Source organism: Lachnoclostridium sp. An169 (genome assembly GCF_002160525.1).
Classification (GTDB): Bacteria; Bacillota; Clostridia; order Lachnospirales; family Lachnospiraceae; genus Mediterraneibacter; species Mediterraneibacter cottocaccae.
Genome location: NZ_NFKT01000035.1, coordinates 1 through 21,291 on the forward strand (window position 1 = coordinate 1; position 21,291 = coordinate 21,291).

The window sequence follows — 21,291 nt, forward strand, 5'->3', positions numbered from 1 at the left end:
AACGCGGAACAGCCGGTCCTTGTACTCGCGGTTTGCCGCAGGATATTCCTGGTTATTTAATTTTTCATCATTCAATTAGTTGCACCTCCATTATAAAAAATAACTTCTGCAGTTGCAACCTTCTGTGAGCTCAATCAAAAGGAATTTGTCCGGCAAATACTCTCCTGGTAAAATCGCTGTTGCAAAACACATACGCTTTGCCGGATGAATGTTTCATTATTATAGGCGCAATGCGTTAATCTGTCAATATGGAAATATATACAAATCTTTAGACTGAAAATGTACAGCCTTTTTTGTCGTGAAGAACACGTAAAACCTATTGACAAACGCCCCTGTGTCCCCTACACTTAATAAGATTAAGCACAATTTTACATGGTAAGGAGAAGAGCCATGAGTGAGAATATTATTGAATTAAAAAATATCAAAAAATGTTTTGATGACATGGTTGTCGTGGAGGACTTTAACCTGACAGTGAAAAAAGGGGAATTCGTCACTTTCCTGGGGCCTTCCGGCTGCGGAAAAACGACGACGTTGCGGATGATAGCCGGGTTCGAGTTCCCCACGGAGGGGGAGATCCTGCTGAACGGGAAAGACATCAGCCATCTGCCGCCGAACTTAAGGCCGATCAATACGGTTTTTCAGCGGTATGCGCTCTTTCCGCACCTGAATGTGTACGACAATGTGGCGTTCGGACTGAATCTGAAGCGGCTGCCGAAACAGGTGATCAGCGAGAAGGTGAAGAAAGTCCTGGAGGTTGTGGATCTGGAAGGATTTGAAAAGAGAAGGATCTCCACACTCTCCGGCGGACAGCAGCAGAGAATCGCCATTGCCCGGGCAATTGTCAATGAGCCGGATATCCTTCTGCTGGACGAGCCCCTTGGAGCACTTGACCTGAAGATGCGCAAGGAGATGCAGCTGGAGCTTAAATCCATGCATGAACGGCTGGGGATCACATTTATCTATGTGACCCACGACCAGGAGGAAGCGCTTACCATGTCGGACAAGGTTGTTGTCATGTCGGACGGAATGATCCAGCAGGTCGGAACGCCTGAGGAGATCTACAATGAGCCGAAGAATGCGTTTGTGGCGGATTTCATCGGGGAGAGTAATATTTTCGAGGGCAGGATGACTGCATCCATGACGGTAGAGTTCTGTAAGGCACAGTTCCCCTGCGTGGACAATGTTCCCAAAGATACCCGTGTGGATGTGGTGGTGAGGCCCGAGGATGTGATCATTACCGCGCCGGAAGAAGGGCAGATACGGGGAGTCGTAGATTCCGCCATTTTCAAGGGCATGTACTATGAGATTACAGCCCTGTGCGGGGACAACGAGGTGGTAATCCAGAGCACGAAGAGCGCTCGGACCGGAGAGGAGATCGGAATGCGGATCGATCCGGACGGGATCCATGTCATGCCGGCAGGTGTGATGATGAATGTATTTGAGGGTGTTATCACGAAAGACGGCATGGCTGCTTTCGCAGGCGGAGAATATGCGTGCGATCTGACGCAGCTGCTCGAAGGCTCCGCTCCGGCAGAGGGCGCTTCCGTGATTGCCGCAGACGGAGAAGAGATCAGCCTGGCAGGGATGGAAGTTACTGTGGAAGTACCGGTAAAAGCGGTGTCCATGAGCGATGAGCCGGATGAGTACAGGGCAGACGGAAATATTATCTCCTTTATCTACAAGGGAAGCCACTACAATTATACTGTGCGCACAGGCACGGAGGATGATTTCGTACTGGATGAAGATGATCTCTGGAACGAGGGTGACCATGTCAGCCTGATTATTCCGGCAGATCAGATCATACTGAAGAGAAAACAGGGGGAATGATGTGATGGGGACCTTTCGTTTCAGCCGGAAACAACTGTGTATTCCATATGCACTGTTTCTGGTCTGTTTTGTTGTGCTGCCTCTGGCAGTGATTATTTACTATGCGTTTACGGACGGGAGCGGGAGATTCACCCTTGAGAATCTGCTGAGCTTCTTCACAAACGGCAATACCATCGGCACGCTGTGCTACAGTGTGGTGATCGCGGTGGCCGTGACCGCAGTCTGCCTGCTGATCGCCTATCCGGTGGCTTATGTGCTTGCCCGGAGCGGGCTGAAAAGAGGTCCGGTGATCCTGATGATGTTCATCCTTCCCATGTGGATCAACTTCACGCTTCGAATCACTGCGCTCAAGGAAGTGCTGACGCTGATCGAGGGAAATCTGTCACTGCATCCGTTCTTAAACACGATTATTGCCATGACCTATGATTTCCTTCCGTTTATGATTCTGCCGCTCTACACGACGCTTCTCCAGCTGGATGAGAGCCTTCTGGAAGCGGCGGCGGATCTCGGGGCAGGACCGGTGGCCGTTTTTTTCCGGGTGACCCTTCCGCTGTCCATGCCGGGAATCGTAAGCGGTGTGACTATGACATTCCTTCCGGCGATGACCAACTACGTCATCCTGGATATGATTTACAACAGCACCTATATTATGGGATCCCTGATCGGAAGTTATTTCAACATCTATGACTGGCACAACGGCTCTATGATCTCGCTGATCCTGTTTGCGGGAATCTGTATTGTGTCGATATTTACGGGAAAAGCAGATCAGAGTGATCTGGACAACAGGGGGGCGGTGTTATGATGAAGAAAGTACTATCATATTCGTGGCTTGTGCTCGTGGCACTGTTTATGTATATCCCTGTTCTGATTCTCGCCTTTTACAGCTTCACGGATTCCACAACCATCGGCGCGGTGCGTGGATTTTCCCTGCACAATTATGTGACTCTGTTTACCATGGAAGAGCTGAGAAACATGATCGGGGGAACGCTTCTCCTGGCTGTCGGCGCGGCTGCCATCGCCGCTGTCCTCGGGACTCTGGGCGCGATCGGAGCGTTCTATTCAAGACCCGTTCCCAGGACACTGGTGGAGACGGCAAACCGGGTGCCGGTTGTAAATGCGGATGTTGTAACCGCGTTTTCCATATGCATCCTGCTGATCGTTGTGCTTGGAATTGAGAAAAATACATTTATTCCCCTTGTGATCGGACATGTGGTGCTCTGTACGCCTTTTGTCTATCTGGCGGTGATGCCGAAACTCAAACAGATGGACAACGGGCTTTATGAGGCGGCGCTTGATCTGGGAGCCACCCCATTCCAGGCGCTCCGGAAGATTGTGCTGCCCCAGATCATTCCGGGAGTGATCTCCGGTTTCATGCTGTCCATCACGCTTTCACTGGATGATTATTTTGTTTCCACGTATACGAAACCGGCAACTTTTGATACGATCAGCACGTATGTGTATAATGCGACCAGAGGGGCACAGACCGAGATCAAAACAGCACTGTGGGCGCTTTCCACCGTGATCTTCCTGGTGGTAATCATTGCGGTGGTGCTTATGAATCTGGCGGCGTCGAAGCAGCCGAAGACACAGGAGGTGAGCGGGCATGACGGCAGAGAGAGAGAATAGAAAAAGCGCGGCGGCAAGAATTGCTGCGGCGGGAATCGCAGCGGCAGGGCTCGCAGTGGCGGGCATGCCGGCGAGGATCCTGAGTACCGGAGCAGTGCATGCGGAAGCGGCGGAGAAGGATACAGGCGCAGCGGCAGCTGGCACAGCAACCGGGCAGGCTTCCGGGGAAAAGGTGACGCTGAGGATCGCCAACTGGGAGGAATATATCGACGAGGGCGGCTGGGATGAGGAAGAGGCCATCGACCTGGACGACCGTGAGGGTACGGTGATCCTGGGGGAGAATTCCATGATAGAGGACTTTGAAGCCTGGTATCTGGAAAATTACGGCGTGGAGGTGGACGTGGAGTACTCTACCTTCGGGACAAATGAGGATCTTTACAACCAGCTCACGCTCGGCAATACGTTTGATCTTGTCTGTCCGTCGGAATATATGTTCATGAAGCTGATTGCAGAGGATGAACTGAAACCTCTCTCAGAAGAGTTCTTTGACGAGACAAAAGAGGATAATTACTATATCCGCGGCGTGTCCGATTATATCAGAAACATATTTGATTCGAATACGATCAACGGGGCGCCATGGAGCAGATATGCGGCAGGTTACATGTGGGGAACCACGGGAATCGTCTACAACCCGGAGAAGATCACAGAGGAGGAAGCTTCCCACTGGGCGCTTCTGACTGACCCGCGGTATAAAGGACAGGTTACGGTAAAGGACAATGTGCGTGACAGCTATTTCGCCGCCCTGGGAATCTTAAACGAAGAGGAGCTGCTGAGTCCGGACTTCATTAATTCCGACGACAGGCTGGAGCGGATTGCGGAGATCATGAACCGCACGGATGAGAAGACGGTGGAGGCTGCGGAGGATATCCTCAAGCAGATGAAAGAGAATGCCTACTCTTTTGAGTCCGACAGCGGAAAGGCAGACATGGTAACAGGAAAGGTCCTGGCCAACTACCAGTGGTCCGGAGACGCGGTCTATACCCTGGACCAGGCGGAGATCGATGACTATTATCTCGCCTATGCGGTGCCGGAGGAATGCACCAATGTGTGGTTTGACGGATGGGTGATGTTAAAGGACGGAATCGGCGATGACGCGCGGAAACAGCAGGCTGCCGAGGCTTTTATCAATTTTGTCTCCCGCCCGGACAACGTGGTGAGAAATATGTATTATATCGGCTATACTTCTGTTATCGCCGGAGGTGACAGCGATATCATTTATGCTTATGCAGACTGGTGCTACGGCGCAGAGGATGATGCGGAGGACACCATCGAGTATCCGGTTGGATTTTTCTTCAGCGGGGATAACGGGGATCCGGATTATATCATCACCGCGGAGGCAGATCAGGCAAACCGGCAGCTCTTCGCCCAGTATCCGCCCGAGGATGTGCTTGGCCGGGCAGTGGTCATGCAGTATTTTGACCAGGAGAACAACCAGAGGATCAACCAGATGTGGGTTAATGTGCGCTGCTTTGACCTGACGTCGATCTCTGTGGCAGACTGGGGAAAGATGGCGCTCGGCGTGATAATTGCCGCTGCCGTGATCTTTGTTTTCATCAAACGGGACGATATTTTCCGCAAGAAAAGTCCTGCTTGAAATTCTCCGTAAAATAGCGTATAATCTGTATCTGTCTGATACAGACAATACGCCGGCAGATACCGGCGTGCGTTACTTCCAGATATAGAATTGACAGTTCGAGACCATCCTGTCATTAAACAAAACTAGGGACAACAAAACTGAAAGTGTAACGTTGTTGACATCCCTGGAACAAAAGTTCCGGGGATTTTTTCTGCGGAGGAGATTCCGCGGTATTCTTATGGAGGTGAACGAAATGGATAATAGTGTAGAAAGCATGAGCCGGGTGCAGAAGATGACAGTCTCTGCCATGGTAATGGCACTTTATATTGTCATTCTGGCTCTCACCCAGAGCTTTTCATTTGGAGCGTACCAGATCCGTATCGCAACGGCACTGTATGCGCTTGCCTATCTTTTTCCGTTCCTGGTTTTGCCCCTTGGTCTCGCAAATTTTATATCAAACCTGTTATTCGGCGGTTTCGGAATCGTGGATATGCTCGGCGGCTGCATTGTAGGAATGACGGCTGCGGCATGTATTGTTCTGATCCGGAAAATGAAATGGAACCGTGTGTTTATCGCGGTACCGATCGTTCTCGTGCCGGGACTGGGAGTAGCGACATACCTGTCGTATTTCCTTGCCATGCCCTATCCGCTGATGGCGCTGAACCTGTGCATCGGGCAGCTTCTGCCCTCGGTCTGCGGCGTGGCGCTTGTGAAAGTACTGGAGCGGGTGCTTTATCCGCACAGGGCGGTCCGCACGGAGGAACAGAAGAGCTGAGATAGGTGTTCCGGCCGGATTGTATGTAAGAACAGATGAAAGAAAATATCAGATAAGGAGTCAGAAAAAATGAGCGGCAGATCAAAAGAAGAATTAAGCGGCGTATCCCTCCTGGGAAACCAGAAAGTTTCCTATCCGATGGATTATGCCCCGGAGATGCTGGAGACATTTCCAAATAAGCATCCGGAAAATGACTATTTTGTAAAATTCAACTGTCCGGAGTTCACAAGCCTCTGCCCCATGACGGGACAGCCGGACTTTGCGACAATCTATATCTCCTATGTGCCGGGGGAGCGGATGGTGGAGAGCAAGTCTCTGAAGCTGTATCTTTTCAGCTTCCGCAACCACGGAGATTTCCATGAGGACTGCGTCAATATTATCATGAAAGACCTGATCCGGCTGATGGATCCCAAGTATATTGAGGTGTGGGGAAAATTCACCCCCCGTGGCGGAATCTCCATTGATCCGTACTGTAACTATGGAAAACCGGGGACCTGCTGGGAGAAGGTCGCTTTCGAGCGCCTGACCCACCATGATCTCTATCCGGAAAAAGTGGACAACCGGTAAAGGAGGCACTATGTCAGAGAAAGCGATGGTTCTGTTCAGCGGCGGTGTGGACAGCACGACCTGCCTTGGACTTGCGATTGAAAGATTCGGAAAAGAAAATGTAATCCCTCTGTCCATCCATTACGGGCAGAAGCACGATAAAGAAGTACAGGCGGCGGAAAAGATTCTGGATTACTACGGGATCGAAGGAATGGAGATGGATCTCTCTCCGGTCTTTGCCTACAGTGACTGTTCCCTCCTGGAGCATTCGGACAAAGAGATTCCGGAGGCTTCCTATGCGGAACAGCTGCAGGGAAATGAGGGAAGCCCGGTTTCCACCTATGTTCCCTTCCGCAACGGCCTCTTCCTCTCCGTGGCAGCCAGTATCGCCCTGTCCCGGGGATGCTCCTGTATCTATTACGGAGCCCACATGGATGACGCGGCGGGCAGTGCGTACCCGGACTGCAGTGAGAGTTTCTATGAAAGCATGAACCGGGCAGTTTACGAGGGAAGCGGAAAGGCTCTGCGCATTGAGGCGCCCTTTATCAGCAGGAACAAGGCGGGAGTAGTGGCAGAAGGGCTGCGGCTCGGAGTGCCCTATGAGCTGACATGGAGCTGCTATGAGGGGAAGGACCGGCCCTGCGGCGTGTGTGGAACATGTATCGACAGGAGAAAGGCCTTCGAGGCAAACGGAGTGGAGGATCCGGCGCAAATCCCAGGTTGACAGAAAAAGCTCATGCGCACATAATATGATATCAGGAGTACAAGGTACGATCCTGCGTACCGGTATCATACTATACTGATGAAAAGACAGACTGGGAGTGAAACAGCATGAGATACAATTTCGATAAAATCGTTGACAGAAAAGGAACGGACTGCCTGAAATATGATTTTGCAGTTGAGCGGGGAAAGCCGGAAGGGGTTCTGCCTCTCTGGGTGGCGGATATGGATTTTCAGACGGCGCCGGCAGTCATAGAGCAGATCGAGAAGACGGCAGCGCACGGAATCTTCGGATACACCGACACAAAGGATGATTATTACCGGGCAGTGGCGGGATGGTATGAGAAGCATTTTGGCTGGAGACCGGAGAAGGAGTGGCTTGTCAAGACTCCGGGAATCGTATTTGCCCTGGCGGCGGCTGTCCGCGCATACACAAAAGAGGGCGACGGAGTTCTGCTCCAGCAGCCGGTTTACTATCCCTTCAGCGAGGTGATCCGCGACAATGACCGCCGGATTGTAAATTCACCGCTGAAACTGAAGGGAGGACGCTATGAGATCGATTTTGACGATCTGGAAGAAAAGATTGCCGGAGAACATATAAAGCTGTTCCTCATGTGCAGTCCCCACAACCCCACAGGACGTGTGTGGGAGGAATGGGAGCTTCGCAAGATCGGAGAGCTCTGCCTGAAATACCACGTGACGGTTGTCAGCGATGAGATCCACTGTGATTTTGTTTATCCGGGACATGAGCACCATGTGTTTGCCTCCCTGGATGAGCGGTATGCCGGAATATCCCTGATCTGCACCTCGCCGAGCAAGACCTTTAACACGGCGGGGCTGCAGGTCTCCAATATCTGGATTCCCAACCCGGATCTCCGGGAAGCGTTCGAGCGGGCGGTCCGCCAGACCGGATACAGCCAGCTCAATGTGATGGGGCTTGCCGCGTGCCGTGCGGCATATGAAGAAGGCGGGGAATGGTATCTTCAGGTTAAGGATTATCTGAAGGGCAATCTGGATTTTACCCGGGCGTTCCTCACGAGGGAACTGCCGGAGATCCATCTGATCGAACCCGAGGGAACCTATCTTCTGTGGCTTGATTTCCGGGATCTGAATATGACGGAGGAAGAGCGGGAAGATCTGATTCTGAACCGTGCAGGGCTGTGGCTCGACAGCGGCGCGATCTTCGGAGAGGACGGAGAGGGCTTTGAGAGAATCAATATCGCCTGTTCCCGGAAGGTGCTTGAGGAGGCGCTTGTGCGGCTCAGAGATGCGCTGGGCAGCCTGGAATCTGGCAGGGGTGTGAAAAGTAAGCGCACCAGAGCTGAAAAAGAAAAATAAAAAAAACTCTTGACAGATAAAAAGAAAGGGCATATAATCGCTAATATCAAAAAAACATATGAATCAAGCAAGGGCGCTTACCAGTGTGTAAGCGCCCTGTTTTTTTGCCATATGTTGTATACAACAGATATATTTTACAAATACAACGAAGAGAGGCGAAGGACATGAGTGAAGAAAAATATATGATTCGTTTGAAAGATGTGAATAAAAGTTTCGGTGATCTCCATGTGCTTAAGGATGTTAATCTGGATGTCCGGCCGGGAGAAAAACTGGTTATTATCGGTCCTTCCGGTTCAGGGAAATCAACCACAATCCGGTGCATGAATTTCCTGGAGAGACCCACCAGCGGTGAAGTCTGGATCAACGGGGAGCTGCTGACACATAAGAACAGAACCCGGATTATCCGGGAAAACATCTCCATGGTATTTCAGCAGTTCAATCTCTATCCGCACATGACCGTGCTGAAAAACCTCACGATGGCGCCGGTTATGCTGAAGCTGATGTCAAAGGAGGAGGCGGAGAAGACCGCATATGAATATCTGGATCTCGTAGGGCTTCGGAACAAGGCGGACGCCTATCCGGGGATGCTCTCTGGAGGCCAGCAGCAGCGGGTAGCGATCGCGAGAGCACTCTGTATGAAATCGAAGATCATCCTCTTTGACGAGCCTACATCAGCCCTCGATCCGGAGATGGTTCAGGAAGTGCTGGACGTTATGATCAGGCTCTCAAAGGAAAATATCACGATGGTTGTCGTAACCCATGAGATGGGCTTTGCCAGGGAGGTGGCTGACCGGATTATTTTCATGGATGACGGCAGGATTGAAGAGGAGGGCACTCCGGAACATTTCTTCCAAAATGCGCAGAATAAGCGGACCCGGGAGTTCTTAAGCAAGATACTCTGATCCAATGCCCCGGGCAGGGCAGCAGGGATAATTCCCCTGAACAAGGGTTTACATAGATTGTCACATGGAAACAGCATATCGCGGAGAATCAACGGATCCGCGAACAGATAAGAATGGAGGACAAATGTTATGATGAAGATGAAAACGGCGAAAAAACTCGGAGCAATGATCCTTGTAGGAGCAATGACCGCGGCGATGGCTGCGGGGTGCGGCTCTGATTCCGGAAGCGGAGGAACGGATGACAGCAAGACAGAGAGCGGCGGATCCGAGTCCTCAGGGAGCACCTCTGCAGTGGATGAGATCAAGGAGAGAGGCGTTCTGAGAGTGGGAACGGAAGATTCCGCCATCGGCTTCGGATATCTGGATCCGGCGACAAACGAGTGGACCGGAATCGAGGCGGATCTGGGGAAGATGATCGCCGACGAACTTGGCGTTGACGTGGAATACACGGCAGTTACGACAAGCACCCGCGGCCAGCTCCTGGACTCCGGAGATATCGATCTGGTAGCCGCGACATTTACCATTACAGATGAGAGAAAGCTTTCCTATGATTTTACAGATCCCTATTATACAGACGCTCAGAGCGTCCTGGTCATGAAGGACTCCGGGCTTAAGACGATTGACGATTTTGACGGGAAGACAATCGCAATGTCCGCAGGCGGAACCGAGAAAGACTCTATCGAGGCAATCACAGATGCGAATATCACATTTAAGGAGTTTACAGATTTCTCGGAAGCAAAGATGGCTCTGACAGCCGGCACTGTGGACGGATTTGCGGCAGACAGCTCGATTCTGCAGTCCTATCTTGATGACAGCTGTGAATTCATTGACACAAAATTCAGTCCGCAGCCATACGGAATTGCAACAAAGAAGGGATCCGACCTCTGCGGGTATGTCAACAATCTGATCGATCAGTGGAGTGAGGACGGTACACTTGACCAGCTTGTAGCAGATAATAATATTCAGCCTTCTTACGTGGCTGACGACGCGGAGTAAAGCGGCCGGTAAATAATTACTTTAAGAAATTTGACAGGACGGTGAGGGAAAGACGATGACAGATATATTTGCATTTTGGAGATGGGAGTATCTATGGGAAGACAGAATGCTCTTTGTTGATGCGTTCATAGTCACTGTGGAGCTTGCCGTCGGAGGACTGATACTGGCGCTGATCCTGGGATTTGCCGTGGGAATCGCATCGACACTTCCCTCACGGATCGTCCGCGCAGTGACAAGAGTATATGTGGAGCTTTTCCGGAATATCCCTCTGACACTGCAGGTAATGTTTTTCTATTACGGATGTATTTACGGAGGAATTCCCATATCCACAAGAACAGTCGGAATTGTAGGGCTTGGCGTCTGTTCCGGGGCATTTATCGCAGAGATTGTGCGGGGCGGGCTTAATGCAGTGCCGAAAGGCCAGTACGAGGCGGCGGCGTCCCAGGGGCTGAATTATTTCCAGACCATGAGGAAGATTATACTTCCACAGACGATCCGGATCATCCTTCCCCCTCTGGGAACGCAGCTATCCTGGCTGATTCTGGACACATCCGTGCTGTCGGTCATCGCAGGCGGAGATCTGCTGTATGTGACGAAAAACTGGGCGTCAAACGGAACACTCAGCTACGGGCCGGCATATCTGGTCTGCGGAATTATTTTCTTCATTATCTGCTATCCCATCACAAGGACAGCGCGGAAATATGAAGAGAAACTGAAGATAACGAGAGGAGGGCAGGGCTAAATGACGGATCTTATCACAGAAATTCAGATGCTGTTCAACAGTGTCACCATCCGGGCTCTCTTAAGGGCGCTGGTCCTGTCCTTTGAGCTGGCAGGGGGGATTCTCCTGGCAAGTCTCTGCGCGGGAACTCTCCTGGCGTGCCTGAAGACCTATGCGGGGAAGATTTTCGGAAGAATCGTCACGATCTATGTGGAGATCTTCCGGAACACTCCGATTCTCTTCTGGATCTTCGTCTGTTATGTGGCGTTCCCCTTCGGAAACCAGTACATACGGGCGGCGAGCGGTATGTTTTTCGCCTCCACAGCCACCATCTGCGAGATCGTCAGAGGAGGGCTGAATTCCATTGACAGAGGCCAGATTGAAGCGGGACATTCCCAGGGACTCAGTACATTCCAGGTAATGTATGCCATCGTCCTGCCCCAGTGTTTAAGAAGGGTGGTGCCCAACTTTATCAACCAGACCATATCGGTATTCAAGGACACCTCATTTTTAGGGCAGGTGGCAATCCCGGAATTCCTGTACTGCTGCAGACAGATCCTTGGCACAGCGAACAAATATACCGGGCATGGAATCGAGGCGAGGGATGCGTTCATCATATTCGGGATGGCGGCAATCGTCTACTTTATCATTAATTTCCTGCTCTCGAGCCTGCTGCGGGTTCTGCATCAGAACACTATGACTGGAGGGAGGACAAGATGAGCCATTACGCAATCACAATTACAAGACAGTTTGGAAGCCTCGGACGCCCCATTGCCAAACGGCTTGCCGAGCGGCTGGGCATTGAATATTATGACCGGGATATTGTGGAGCAGGTCTCCAGGGAAACCGGACTGTCAGTACATACTATCAGCGACGAGGAAGAGAGCGCCACGAACCGTTTCTGGAAGATGAAATTTCCCCTGGGAGTTCCGGGAACCAATATGGTTCAGGATCACATTTTCGAGGTTCAGAGACAGATTATTCTGGATCTTGCGGAGAAGGAGGACTGCATTATCGTGGGAAGGTGCTCGGACTATGTGCTCAGAGACCACGAGCAGGTCATCCGCATCTACATATATGCGGATACGGAGCAGAGAATGAAAAACTGTGTCAACACCCTCCATCTGGAACCCCACACAGCAGGGAAAATGATGAAGGATGTGGACAAGGCACGGGAGCTCTACCACATCCGGTATGCCGGATACTTCCCCAACGATGTGGAGCACCAGGACATTATGATTAACAGCGGGTTCCTGGGGGTAGACGGAACCGCGGAAGCCCTGGAAATGCTTGTGAGAAAGAAATTTGAGATCGGCAAAGATCCGGATATGACGGACTGATCTGAAGAATGGCAGATGGGTCTGAAAAATCACGGATTCATATAGAGTACTATCAAGAAAGAGAGGCAGAAATTATGAACATTTATCCTGAAAATTTCGACAAAACTGACTGGAGATATTCCCGTTCCTACCAGAGGAGCTTGGACCTGCTGAAAGGTTCCATCGACCTTCACGTGCATGCAGGTCCCCATCTGGTGAGCAGCCCGAGAAGCGTCAATCCCGTGCAGGCGGCGATTGAGGCGAGAGATGCAGGAATGCGCGCCATCGCTTACATGTGTGTGTTCAACTGGTCTGTGGGGACGTCCTGGATCGTAAATGAGACGGTGCCGGATTTCTCGACCTACGGCGGAATCATATTGAACACCGTGCTCGGCGGAATGAATCCGCGGGCGGTAAAGACGGCGGTGTATTACGGGAACGGCGCACGGTTCGTCTCCTTTGGAGCCCATTCCACGAAATACCAGGCAGGCGTGGAAGGACGCTATGTTGACGGAGAGTGGAAGAAGCTGACGGAGCTGTATCCGGAGTTTGTGGAGGAGGAATATAACCGCTGCATCGAGATCCCCCTGGACAAACCGACAAAGGAATTCGATGAGATCATGAAAGTGGTGGCGGATAATCCGCAGATCTATCTCGTCAGCGGACATCTCTCCAACGCCGAGGCACTGAAACTCTGCGACTATGCGCAGGAGTACGGAATTAAAAAAGTGCTGATCTCCAACGCGGTGACAGAGCATCTCTCAGAGAAAGAGATCGACTATGTGATCAGCAAAGGCGCAAAACTGGAGAAATGCCTTGCCGAGCACACCCACACGGGATCGATTCCGAAGACACACTACTATGTGGAACCGCAGTACCGGGCGTATGACGAGGGACAGTCGGGAGCACCCAAGGGCGGCGTGTTCGCATCTGCAAACCAGATGAAGAAATTCGGCGTGGAGAACTTCATCATCGGAACCGATTTCGGCGTCTATACGCTGCCCCATCCGGTGGAGGGCTTCCGGGAGTGGATCGCCTGCCTGATGGACTGCGGCTGGACGGACGAGGAGATCCGCATGGTCAGCACAGTGAACCCGGCGAAGATGCTGGATATCGATATCACAAAGCCGATGCCGTGGGAGCAGGAAGAGAAGAAGGAAGACTGACCGGAGGAGGAAGCCGGCTGACAAGAAAAACAGAACAGGGAAAGGTTCGGAAAGAAGGCGGAAGATGAGAGCGCAAGAGACAACAACAGCAGAACTTCTGGAAAAGGTGAAGGTTCTGAAAAAGAAATATAAGGAATATCTTGACATGGATCTGTCCCTCGACATCAGTCGGGGGCTTCCCTGTCAGGAGCAGCTTGACCTGAACGGGGAGATGTTCCATGTACTGGATGAAAATAACTGTATGGCAGAGGACGGAACGGACTGCAGAAACTACGGAGTCATGTACGGGCTTCCGGAGTGTATCCGGCTCTTTTCCGAACTCCTGGACATCCCGGAGGAGCAGATCATTCTGGGCGGCGAATCAAGCCTGAATCTGATGTACGACCAGTTCCTGCGGTATTATACATTCGGCACGCTGGGGGAAAAGCCCTGGGGCGTCCAGGCGCAGGAGCGGAAACTGAAATGGCTCTGTCCGGTGCCGGGGTATGACTGCCATTTTAACCTGACGGAGGCACTGGGATTTGAGATGATCAACATTCCTCTGCTGGATGGCGGACCGGATATGGATCTGGTGGAAAAACTGGCGGCAGAAGATCCTTCAGTCAAGGGGATCTGGTGTGTGCCCCAGTATTCCAATCCTACCGGCACCGTCTACAGTGACGAGACTGTGGACCGGCTGGCAGAGATGAAGACCGCAGCCCCGGATTTCCGCATTTTCTGGGACAATGCCTATGCGGTTCACCATCTGTATAAAGAAAACCATGTGAAAGATCTGCTGAAGGCGTCCCGGAAGCACGGCACAGAGGACCGGGTGCTGTATTTCTTCTCTACCGCGAAGATTACATTTCCCGGTTCCGGAGTCTGCATGATGGCATCTGGTCCGGCAACTGTGGAGGAGACGAAGAATCTTCTGAAACTGCAGATCTTCAGCCATGACAAACTCAATCAGCTCCGGCATGTGAAATACCTGAAAAGCCCGGAGAATATCATCCGCCACATGAAGGAGATCGCCGCTATTCTCCGCCCCAGATTCGATCTGGTGGATGAGATCTTAAGAGAGAACAGGCTCTTTGACGAGGCATATCAGTGGAAGAAGCCGGACGGGGGATATTTTATCACTGTGGAAACCTGCGGGGGCTGCGCGGCGAAAGCGCTGGCGATGGCGGAGCAGGCAGGGGTGAAAGTGGCGACACCGGCGGCCACCTATCCCTATCACAGAGATCCACATGATTCCACGATCCGTCTCGCTCCGACCCATCCGCCGGTGGAGGAACTGAAACAGGCGATGGAGCTGTTCTGTGTCTGTGTAAATCTGGCTGCTGCAGAGAAAGTCCTGGAAGAGAGGGGGATCAGAGATGCGGATAATATGTAATGACCTGTATAAACATCTGATCCGGGAAGAATATTACAGCGACATTCTCTTCCTGACAAATGAAGAATGTGAGAAATGCGCCTCCGACTACGACCTGTCGGGTGTGGAGATGGCGGTATTGCAGCCCTTTTACGTGCAGAAAGAATTTCTGGACCGCATGCCGGATCTGAAGTTTATCCAGATTACGGGAGCGGGCTACGACCGTTCGGATATGGAGGAAGTCAGACGCCGGAAGCTTCTTTTCAGCAATACGAGAGGAGTGATGTCCATCTCCATCGCGGAGGATGTGTTCTCCAAGATCCTGTTTTTTGCCAGGGAGATGCGCCGTATGGAGCAGGACAAAAAAGACCATGTCTGGGACATGTTCGGGCAGGATCAGTGGATGTGTACCTGTTATGATGATCTGTACGGAAAGACCCTGGGAATTATGGGATACGGCTCCATCGGAAGGGAGATCGCGAAGCGGGCGGAGGCCTTCGGCATGAAGATCTTTGTCTACGATGTGGTGGAGCAGAGGGACGAAGGAATCACCCGTTGCTTTGTGGGAGAGGAGCAGCTGCAGGAGTTCTACGGGGCGGTGGATTATCTGACGGTGTCTATTCCCCTGAATGAAAAGACAAGACATATGATCGGAGCGGAGGCATTTGCAGCCATGAAACCTACCGCTGTGCTGGTCAACGTGGCAAGGGGCGGACTGGTGGACACAGAGGCACTGCTCCGGGCGCTTGACCGCAGAGAGATCAAAGGCGCGGCACTGGATGTATTCGAGCAGGAACCGCTGCCTGCAGACAGCCCCCTGTGGGAGACGGACAACCTCTTTATCAGCTCCCACAAAGCGGGAATGGGCGACAGCTGGAAGGGATTTATCGGAAATCTGATCATGCGGAATATCGATCACTTTAAGAACGGAGAGGAGCCGGAGAATCTGATCCGTATATAAAAGGAATGTTCCGGGATACAGGAAGAACTTCCGAATAAAAAGAAGGAGAAGATTATGAGCACAATAGCAGAAAAATTTGCAAAACTGGGCGTGGAGAACGCGCCCGGGCAGGAGGGACTCAGAAAAAACGGAACACTGGACCTGCGGGGAGAGAAGTGCCCCGGGGTCCCCGTTGATTTCTCCCACGGAGATGTGGATGCGTTCCCGCCCCTGCCGGGGAGCTTTGAGGCTTTCGAAAAAGGATATCATGTGGGCGGAAAGCAGGCTTACACCGAGTACCGCGGGAAAAAATCCATCCGGGAGGATCTGGCGGAGAAGCTGGCTGCATTTACCGGAGCGCCCATCGATCCGGAGAAGGAGATTATCCTGACGCCGGGTACCCAGGGGGCACTCTTCCTCGCCATGGGCGCCATGGTGTCGGCAGGGGACAAAGTGGCGATTGTGGAGCCGGATTATTTTGCAAACCGGAAACTGGTGGAGTTTTTTGACGGGGAACTGGTTCCGGTCTCCATGGATTACTACGGAAAGGAAGGCTGTGCAGGACTGGATATGGAAAGTCTGGAGCAGGCTTTCAGAAGCGGGGCCAGGCTGTTTCTATTCTCCAATCCGAACAACCCCACCGGTGTGATTTATTCCCGGGAGGAGATCGTGAAGATTGCGGAACTGGCGAAACAGTACGGGGCGGCGCTTCTTGTGGACGAACTCTATTCCCGGCAGATTTTTGACGGAAAGACCTACACCCATCTGCGGGCGCAGAAGGAGACACCGGATAATCTGATCACCATTATCGGTCCGTCCAAGACCGAATCGCTGAGCGGCTTCCGGCTGGGGGCAGCCTTCGGAACGGCGGAGATCATAACACGGATGGAGAAACTGCAGGCCATTGTATCCCTGCGCTGTGCGGGATACTGCCAGTCCGTGTTCTCCGTGTGGTTTGATGAGCCGGAGGGCTTTATGGAGCAGAGAGTGAAAGAGCATCAGGCGATCCGGGATGAACTGGTGGAAGTTTTCACCGCTGTTCCGGGAGTGAAGGTAAGACCGTCCGACGGCGGCAGCTACCTGTTCGTCACAATGCCGAAACTGGATGTGAATATCGGAGAGTTCGTAAAGATCGTGCGGGAACTGGCGGGTGTGACAGTGACTCCGGGAACGGAGTTCGGACCGGAATATACGGACAGTTTCCGGATTAATTTTTCACAGGATCACAGGGCGGCAGTGGATGCTGCAAAAAGACTGCTGACCGTTATGGAGCGGTACCGGGCAGAAGAAAGGTGGGAGGACGCATGAAAAAAATCGGTTTCCTGGGATGCGGGAAGATCGGACAGGCACTTTTGAAACATATAAAAGAAAAGAGATATGGACAGGTGGTGTTTATTGAAGATCCTTTTGCGGATCTTCCGGGAGAACCCGTGGTGCGTTCCCCCAGGGAGGAACTGTACGGGGAGACAGAGCTGGTGATCGAGTGCTGTACGGCGGATGTGCTGAAAGAGCACATTGAGCTGATCCTGAAGCACGGGGATCTTCTCATGTTTTCCGTGACCGCTTTCTCGGATGAGACATTCGAGAAGAAGGCCCGTGAACTCTGCGGGAAATATGGAAGAAAGATCTATATTCCCCACGGCGCGATTCTGGGGACGGATGGAATCTTTGATGGAAAGCCGGTCTGGGAGAGCGTGGAGATTACGACTACAAAGAGCCCCAAAAGCCTTGGCAGGACAGATACAGAGAGAACTGTTGTCTACGAGGGCCCTGCCCGGGAGGCGTGCAGGCTCTATCCGAGAAATGTCAACGTCCATGCAGCTATCGCCCTTGCGGGAATCGGTTTCGACCGGACGAAGTCCAGGATCGTGTCCGATCCGGCTGTCAGCACCAATGCCCATGAGATACGCCTGAAGGGAAGCGGCATTGACATTGCCATGCACATTGAAAGCTATGCAGCCGGCGCGGTTACGGGGGCTTATACACCCTGGTCCGCATGCGGCAGCCTGGACCGGATCTGCGGGGAAGACAGCGGAACACGGTTTGTATAGAGACGGATATGAGGTGATGCGGATATGAAAGAGAAACAGGAAATCACAGAAAGTGCAGAACGGACAGACGGATCAGAAAAGACAGAAAGATCGGAACAGATCAGAAAACAGTTCTGCAGGCTGGCAGAGATCGGCAAAGAAGAAAACGAGACGGGGATCAGCCGTGTCTTCGGGAGCCCCTTCATGGAGACGGCACAGCGGGAAGTCCGGGAATATTTTGAAACATGCGGGCTGACCGCCTGGATCGATCCTGCGGGCAATGTCCACGGCCTGCTGAAAAGCGGCAGGAAGAATGCTCCCGTGATCTACGCGGGCTCCCACCTGGATACGGTAAAGGAGGGAGGAATGTTCGACGGGCTTCTGGGCGTGGTGGCTGCGGCGGAATGTGCTGTCTCTCTTCAGAGGGAGAAGATCCCGCTCTCCTGTGATTTTCACGTCATCGCCACCAATGGAGAAGAAGGAAATGAACTGGGCGGCACATTCGGGAGCAGGGCCATGGCAGGGCTGCTCCCGCTGGAGTCGGCAGAGTATCTGGAAAAGGCTGAAAAATACGGCTATACAGAGGACGATCTGAGAGCGGCCTGCATGGACTTTTCCGATGCAAGGTGCTGGCTGGAACTCCATATCGAGCAGGGACCGACACTCTGGAAGCAGGGGGAGCAGATCGGGATCGTGACCGGTATCGTGGGGCTGCAGAGGTATGCGGTGACGGTATACGGGAAGAGCAACCATGCCGGGACCACCATGATGGAGGATCGGGACGATGCCCTGGTCACAGCGGCCAGGCTGATTCTGGAAGGGGACGCTCTGGCGAGAAAGACGGGGCATCATTTCGTGGAGACGGTAGGCATTATGCATGTGTACCCCGGTTCCGCTCCGGTGATTCCGGACCGGGTGGAGATGGTTCTGGAGATCCGCAGCGAGGACGAGAGCCGGATGGACTCCTTTATGGAAAAATACCGTACTGTTGCCGAACATACAGGAAAAGTTACCATAGAGCCCATTGTCAGAAAAGCGCCGGTTACGTGCAGCAGTAAGATCGCCCATGAGATCGGCGGGGTGTGCAGGGCATGCGGAGTATCATACCGGAAGATGCCAAGCGGCGCCACCCACGACGGCAACGCCATGGCACAGCGGATGCCTGTGGGAATGATCTTTGTGCCCAGTGTGGAGGGAATCAGCCATGCCGGGGAAGAATGGACAGACTGGGAGGATGCGGAGCGCGGCATGAGGATTCTGACAGAGACAGTGAAGAGGCTGATGGAAGAGGAGGATGCAACATGTTAGATCTGCTGTTAAAGAATGGAAACGTATATCTGGACGGACATTTTACCTATGCTGATATCGGGGTGAAGGGAGGAAGAACCGTATTTGTCGCTTCGCCGGGAACATACACGGAAGCGGAGCAGACGCTGAATCTGACCGGTCAGTATGTGATCCCGGGAGCCATTGACACCCATATGCACGTCCGGGATCCGGGACATACGGAGAGAGGTAACTTCTATACCGAGACGCTGGCTGCAGCGGCAGGCGGTGTGACCACGATCATGGAGCATCCCATCAGCGTGCCGCCTCAGTACAATGTGGAAATCCTGGAAAACCGGATCCGGCGTGCCGAGGCACAGTGCGTGGTTGACTTCTGTTTCTACGGAGCAGCCGGAGGAGAATTCCCGGAAGAGATCACAAAACTCGCCGCCGACGGGCGGATCGTGGCATACAAGACATTTCTCCACGCTGCGCCGGAGGGCAGGGAACAGGAGTTCCGGGGACTGACCATGGCGGATGACGGGGAACTGATGGCAGGGATGCGGGAGCTTGCAAAGACCGGGCTGATCTGCGCATTCCACGCCGAGGACAATGACCTGATCCAGTATAATATCCGGAAAATGAAAGCGGAAGGCAGAACTTCCGGGAGAGACCATGCCTTAAGCCGCCCGGTGATCTCCGAGGTGCAGAGCGTGGAGCGGGTGCTTCGTTTTGCCGGGGAGACCGGGGCGAGAGTGGAGATCGCCCATGTCTCCACACCCCAGGCAATGGAGCTGATCAGACAGGCAAAGAGAAGCGGGCTGGATGTATACGCGGAAACCTGCCCTCATTATCTTTTCCTGAATGAGGACGCCCTGGAAAAATTCGGTCCCTTTGCAAAGTGCAATCCCCCGCTGAGAAGGCAGGAACTTGTGGATCAGTTGTGGGAGTACGTAGTTGACGGAACCGTGGATTACATCGGAAGCGACCACAGCCCGTTCCTGTATGAGGAAAAGACAAAGGGGCTGAAAGACATTTTCGCCGCCGTGTCCGGATTCCCGGGAGTGGACTTAAGACTTCCCCTGATGCTGAACGCAGTGAAGGAAGGGAAGATCACTCTGGAGCGGGTAACAGAGCTGCTCTGCGAAAATCCGGCGAAGATCTTCGGGATTTTCCCGCAGAAAGGAACCATACGCCCGGGGGCTGACGCAGACTTCGCGGTGTTTAATTTCGACCATACAATGACCGTGGATAAGAAGAAAAACTATTCCCACGCCAGAGATATCGCAATCCCCTATGACGGCTGGAAACTGAACTGCCAGGTAAGCTATACGATTCTCAGGGGGCGCATCCTGATGAGGGACGGTGTTGTGGATGAAGGGGCGAAAGCATACGGGCAGCTGGTGTGCCCGGGAAGACAGAGGTAAACCGCCCTGCTTGCTTTTTTATATTGATTGCTATATGATGAGAGAAAGGAAACGGACAGATGGAAGAATATACAGTGGAACAGCACGCGGTCCTGATCGGACTTGCAGGAAAGTATCTTGAAAAATACGCAGGCGAGTACGGAACGGATCTGTTTATCAACAGCATTGTAAAATACGGGAACCAGCGCGGGCAGAGAATGAGAAAGCGTGCGCTTGCAGACGGGAGACCTCTGAATTACGAGACATTTCTTGCGTATGGGGAATTGAAGCTTGACACGCTGCCCGGGGACTACAGTGTAAAGTCAGAGTCTCCGGTATATATCAACTGCTGTCACAGATGTATGTGGGATGAGGCGTGGAAGAAGTTCGGGCTTTCCAGATACGGAGAATGGTACTGCAGATATATTGATATCAACCTGGTGCAGGGCTTTTCCAATGATATGGTGATGATTGCAAAGACCATGAAGGGCCTTGGGGATGAGTGCTGCACTTTTGTAAATGTAGGTTACGAGCAGACCGAAGAGTCCAAAAAGAGAATTGCGGACATGAAAGAGGAACTGAACGGAAAATACTGCCGGGACTTCCTCTATCATGAAGGACATTTTCTGAACGCCGTGAGGCGGATATGCAGCGCGCCTCTCAAAGAAAATTATTCCCGTTTTGAACAGGATATGATGAATGAGTTTGCCGGAATCTACGGGAAAGAACTGGCGCAGAAGGTAATGGAAGAGTCAGAGAAAGATTTTGATAACTGACCGGAAGGAG

General features: G+C 52.5%; 21 protein-coding genes. All 21 read left to right on the plus strand.

Features of this window, described 5'->3' with window-relative positions; translation table 11 throughout:
- The first annotated feature begins 390 nt into the window (after positions 1–390).
- Positions 391–1,827 (plus strand): ABC transporter ATP-binding protein, encoded by a 1,437-nt coding sequence (locus B5F07_RS18510; protein ID WP_242972590.1) that lies wholly within the window; start codon positions 391–393, stop codon positions 1,825–1,827.
- Between the two features lie 4 nt (positions 1,828–1,831).
- Complete coding sequence (locus B5F07_RS18515; RefSeq protein WP_087162697.1) at positions 1,832–2,629, plus strand: ABC transporter permease; 798 nt, start codon at positions 1,832–1,834, stop codon at positions 2,627–2,629.
- Positions 2,626–3,453 carry an ABC transporter permease gene (locus tag B5F07_RS18520; RefSeq protein WP_087162698.1) on the plus strand — a complete coding sequence of 276 codons (828 nt, stop codon included), beginning with the start codon at positions 2,626–2,628 and terminating at the stop codon, positions 3,451–3,453. The genes B5F07_RS18515 and B5F07_RS18520 overlap by 4 nt, the downstream gene beginning before the upstream one ends.
- Entirely contained in the window at positions 3,431–5,047 is a 1,617-nt protein-coding gene (locus tag B5F07_RS18525) for an extracellular solute-binding protein (RefSeq protein ID WP_242972591.1), read from the plus strand. The genes B5F07_RS18520 and B5F07_RS18525 overlap by 23 nt, the downstream gene beginning before the upstream one ends.
- A 235-nt stretch (positions 5,048–5,282) precedes the next feature.
- Positions 5,283–5,804, plus strand: coding sequence for a QueT transporter family protein (locus B5F07_RS18530; protein ID WP_204248868.1), 522 nt, complete (start codon positions 5,283–5,285; stop codon positions 5,802–5,804).
- A gap of 69 nt (positions 5,805–5,873) precedes the next feature.
- Positions 5,874–6,371 (plus strand): preQ(1) synthase, encoded by a 498-nt coding sequence (queF, locus tag B5F07_RS18535; protein ID WP_087162699.1) that lies wholly within the window; start codon positions 5,874–5,876, stop codon positions 6,369–6,371.
- A gap of 10 nt (positions 6,372–6,381) precedes the next feature.
- Positions 6,382–7,074: a 7-cyano-7-deazaguanine synthase QueC gene (queC, locus tag B5F07_RS18540; RefSeq protein WP_087162700.1), complete on the plus strand. Its 693-nt coding sequence runs from the start codon at positions 6,382–6,384 to the stop codon at positions 7,072–7,074.
- Between the two features lie 107 nt (positions 7,075–7,181).
- The gene (locus tag B5F07_RS18545) at positions 7,182–8,408 is read left to right on the plus strand and encodes a MalY/PatB family protein (protein WP_087162701.1); all 1,227 of its coding nucleotides are present in this window, start codon (positions 7,182–7,184) and stop codon (positions 8,406–8,408) included.
- 182 nt (positions 8,409–8,590) lie between these two features.
- Positions 8,591–9,310, plus strand: coding sequence for an amino acid ABC transporter ATP-binding protein (locus tag B5F07_RS18550; RefSeq protein ID WP_087162731.1), 720 nt, complete (start codon positions 8,591–8,593; stop codon positions 9,308–9,310).
- A 129-nt stretch (positions 9,311–9,439) separates the two neighbouring features.
- Entirely contained in the window at positions 9,440–10,306 is an 867-nt protein-coding gene (locus B5F07_RS18555; RefSeq protein ID WP_087162702.1) for a transporter substrate-binding domain-containing protein, read from the plus strand.
- A gap of 55 nt (positions 10,307–10,361) precedes the next feature.
- On the plus strand, positions 10,362–11,048 hold the full coding sequence (locus B5F07_RS18560) for an amino acid ABC transporter permease (RefSeq protein WP_087162703.1): 687 nt from the start codon (positions 10,362–10,364) through the stop codon (positions 11,046–11,048).
- Positions 11,049–11,747: an amino acid ABC transporter permease gene (locus B5F07_RS18565; RefSeq protein WP_087162704.1), complete on the plus strand. Its 699-nt coding sequence runs from the start codon at positions 11,049–11,051 to the stop codon at positions 11,745–11,747.
- Positions 11,744–12,367 carry a cytidylate kinase-like family protein gene (locus B5F07_RS18570; RefSeq protein WP_087162705.1) on the plus strand — a complete coding sequence of 208 codons (624 nt, stop codon included), beginning with the start codon at positions 11,744–11,746 and terminating at the stop codon, positions 12,365–12,367. Before B5F07_RS18565 ends, B5F07_RS18570 begins: the two co-directional genes overlap by 4 nt.
- Before the next feature lie 74 nt (positions 12,368–12,441).
- A complete protein-coding gene (locus B5F07_RS18575) occupies positions 12,442–13,512 on the plus strand; it encodes a DUF6282 family protein (RefSeq protein ID WP_087162706.1) in 1,071 nt (356 codons plus the stop codon).
- A 64-nt stretch (positions 13,513–13,576) separates the two neighbouring features.
- Positions 13,577–14,884 (plus strand): aminotransferase class I/II-fold pyridoxal phosphate-dependent enzyme, encoded by a 1,308-nt coding sequence (locus B5F07_RS18580; protein WP_087162707.1) that lies wholly within the window; start codon positions 13,577–13,579, stop codon positions 14,882–14,884.
- A complete protein-coding gene (locus tag B5F07_RS18585; RefSeq protein WP_087162708.1) occupies positions 14,868–15,824 on the plus strand; it encodes an NAD(P)-dependent oxidoreductase in 957 nt (318 codons plus the stop codon). Before B5F07_RS18580 ends, B5F07_RS18585 begins: the two co-directional genes overlap by 17 nt.
- A gap of 54 nt (positions 15,825–15,878) precedes the next feature.
- Complete coding sequence (locus B5F07_RS18590; RefSeq protein WP_087162709.1) at positions 15,879–17,111, plus strand: pyridoxal phosphate-dependent aminotransferase; 1,233 nt, start codon at positions 15,879–15,881, stop codon at positions 17,109–17,111.
- Positions 17,108–17,854 (plus strand): aspartate dehydrogenase domain-containing protein, encoded by a 747-nt coding sequence (locus tag B5F07_RS18595; RefSeq protein WP_087162710.1) that lies wholly within the window; start codon positions 17,108–17,110, stop codon positions 17,852–17,854. Before B5F07_RS18590 ends, B5F07_RS18595 begins: the two co-directional genes overlap by 4 nt.
- 24 nt (positions 17,855–17,878) lie before the next feature.
- Positions 17,879–19,141: a hydantoinase/carbamoylase family amidase gene (locus B5F07_RS18600; RefSeq protein ID WP_087162711.1), complete on the plus strand. Its 1,263-nt coding sequence runs from the start codon at positions 17,879–17,881 to the stop codon at positions 19,139–19,141.
- Positions 19,135–20,526, plus strand: a complete 1,392-nt coding sequence (gene allB / locus B5F07_RS18605) for an allantoinase AllB (RefSeq protein WP_087162712.1) — start codon at positions 19,135–19,137, stop codon at positions 20,524–20,526. The genes B5F07_RS18600 and allB overlap by 7 nt, the downstream gene beginning before the upstream one ends.
- 59 nt (positions 20,527–20,585) lie before the next feature.
- Positions 20,586–21,281, plus strand: coding sequence for an L-2-amino-thiazoline-4-carboxylic acid hydrolase (locus B5F07_RS18610; protein ID WP_087162713.1), 696 nt, complete (start codon positions 20,586–20,588; stop codon positions 21,279–21,281).
- The last annotated feature ends 10 nt before the right edge of the window (positions 21,282–21,291 follow it).

What these genes read in the sequence shown, in the direction of transcription:
- queC (WP_087162700.1), top strand. Translation starts at nt 6,382, where the DNA reads ATGTCAGAGAAAGCGATGGTTCTGTTCAGCGGCGGTGTGGACAGCACG.
- B5F07_RS18525 (WP_242972591.1), top strand. Translation starts at nt 3,431, where the DNA reads ATGACGGCAGAGAGAGAGAATAGAAAAAGCGCGGCGGCAAGAATTGCT.
- allB (WP_087162712.1), top strand. Translation starts at nt 19,135, where the DNA reads ATGTTAGATCTGCTGTTAAAGAATGGAAACGTATATCTGGACGGACAT.
- B5F07_RS18600 (WP_087162711.1), top strand. Translation starts at nt 17,879, where the DNA reads ATGAAAGAGAAACAGGAAATCACAGAAAGTGCAGAACGGACAGACGGA.
- B5F07_RS18610 (WP_087162713.1), top strand. Translation starts at nt 20,586, where the DNA reads ATGGAAGAATATACAGTGGAACAGCACGCGGTCCTGATCGGACTTGCA.
- B5F07_RS18530 (WP_204248868.1), top strand. Translation starts at nt 5,283, where the DNA reads ATGGATAATAGTGTAGAAAGCATGAGCCGGGTGCAGAAGATGACAGTC.
- B5F07_RS18550 (WP_087162731.1), top strand. Translation starts at nt 8,591, where the DNA reads ATGATTCGTTTGAAAGATGTGAATAAAAGTTTCGGTGATCTCCATGTG.
- B5F07_RS18570 (WP_087162705.1), top strand. Translation starts at nt 11,744, where the DNA reads ATGAGCCATTACGCAATCACAATTACAAGACAGTTTGGAAGCCTCGGA.
- B5F07_RS18560 (WP_087162703.1), top strand. Translation starts at nt 10,362, where the DNA reads ATGACAGATATATTTGCATTTTGGAGATGGGAGTATCTATGGGAAGAC.
- B5F07_RS18515 (WP_087162697.1), top strand. Translation starts at nt 1,832, where the DNA reads ATGGGGACCTTTCGTTTCAGCCGGAAACAACTGTGTATTCCATATGCA.
- B5F07_RS18565 (WP_087162704.1), top strand. Translation starts at nt 11,049, where the DNA reads ATGACGGATCTTATCACAGAAATTCAGATGCTGTTCAACAGTGTCACC.
- B5F07_RS18580 (WP_087162707.1), top strand. Translation starts at nt 13,577, where the DNA reads ATGAGAGCGCAAGAGACAACAACAGCAGAACTTCTGGAAAAGGTGAAG.
- B5F07_RS18585 (WP_087162708.1), top strand. Translation starts at nt 14,868, where the DNA reads ATGCGGATAATATGTAATGACCTGTATAAACATCTGATCCGGGAAGAA.
- B5F07_RS18510 (WP_242972590.1), top strand. Translation starts at nt 391, where the DNA reads ATGAGTGAGAATATTATTGAATTAAAAAATATCAAAAAATGTTTTGAT.
- B5F07_RS18520 (WP_087162698.1), top strand. Translation starts at nt 2,626, where the DNA reads ATGATGAAGAAAGTACTATCATATTCGTGGCTTGTGCTCGTGGCACTG.
- B5F07_RS18590 (WP_087162709.1), top strand. Translation starts at nt 15,879, where the DNA reads ATGAGCACAATAGCAGAAAAATTTGCAAAACTGGGCGTGGAGAACGCG.
- B5F07_RS18575 (WP_087162706.1), top strand. Translation starts at nt 12,442, where the DNA reads ATGAACATTTATCCTGAAAATTTCGACAAAACTGACTGGAGATATTCC.
- queF (WP_087162699.1), top strand. Translation starts at nt 5,874, where the DNA reads ATGAGCGGCAGATCAAAAGAAGAATTAAGCGGCGTATCCCTCCTGGGA.
- B5F07_RS18595 (WP_087162710.1), top strand. Translation starts at nt 17,108, where the DNA reads ATGAAAAAAATCGGTTTCCTGGGATGCGGGAAGATCGGACAGGCACTT.
- B5F07_RS18545 (WP_087162701.1), top strand. Translation starts at nt 7,182, where the DNA reads ATGAGATACAATTTCGATAAAATCGTTGACAGAAAAGGAACGGACTGC.
- B5F07_RS18555 (WP_087162702.1), top strand. Translation starts at nt 9,440, where the DNA reads ATGATGAAGATGAAAACGGCGAAAAAACTCGGAGCAATGATCCTTGTA.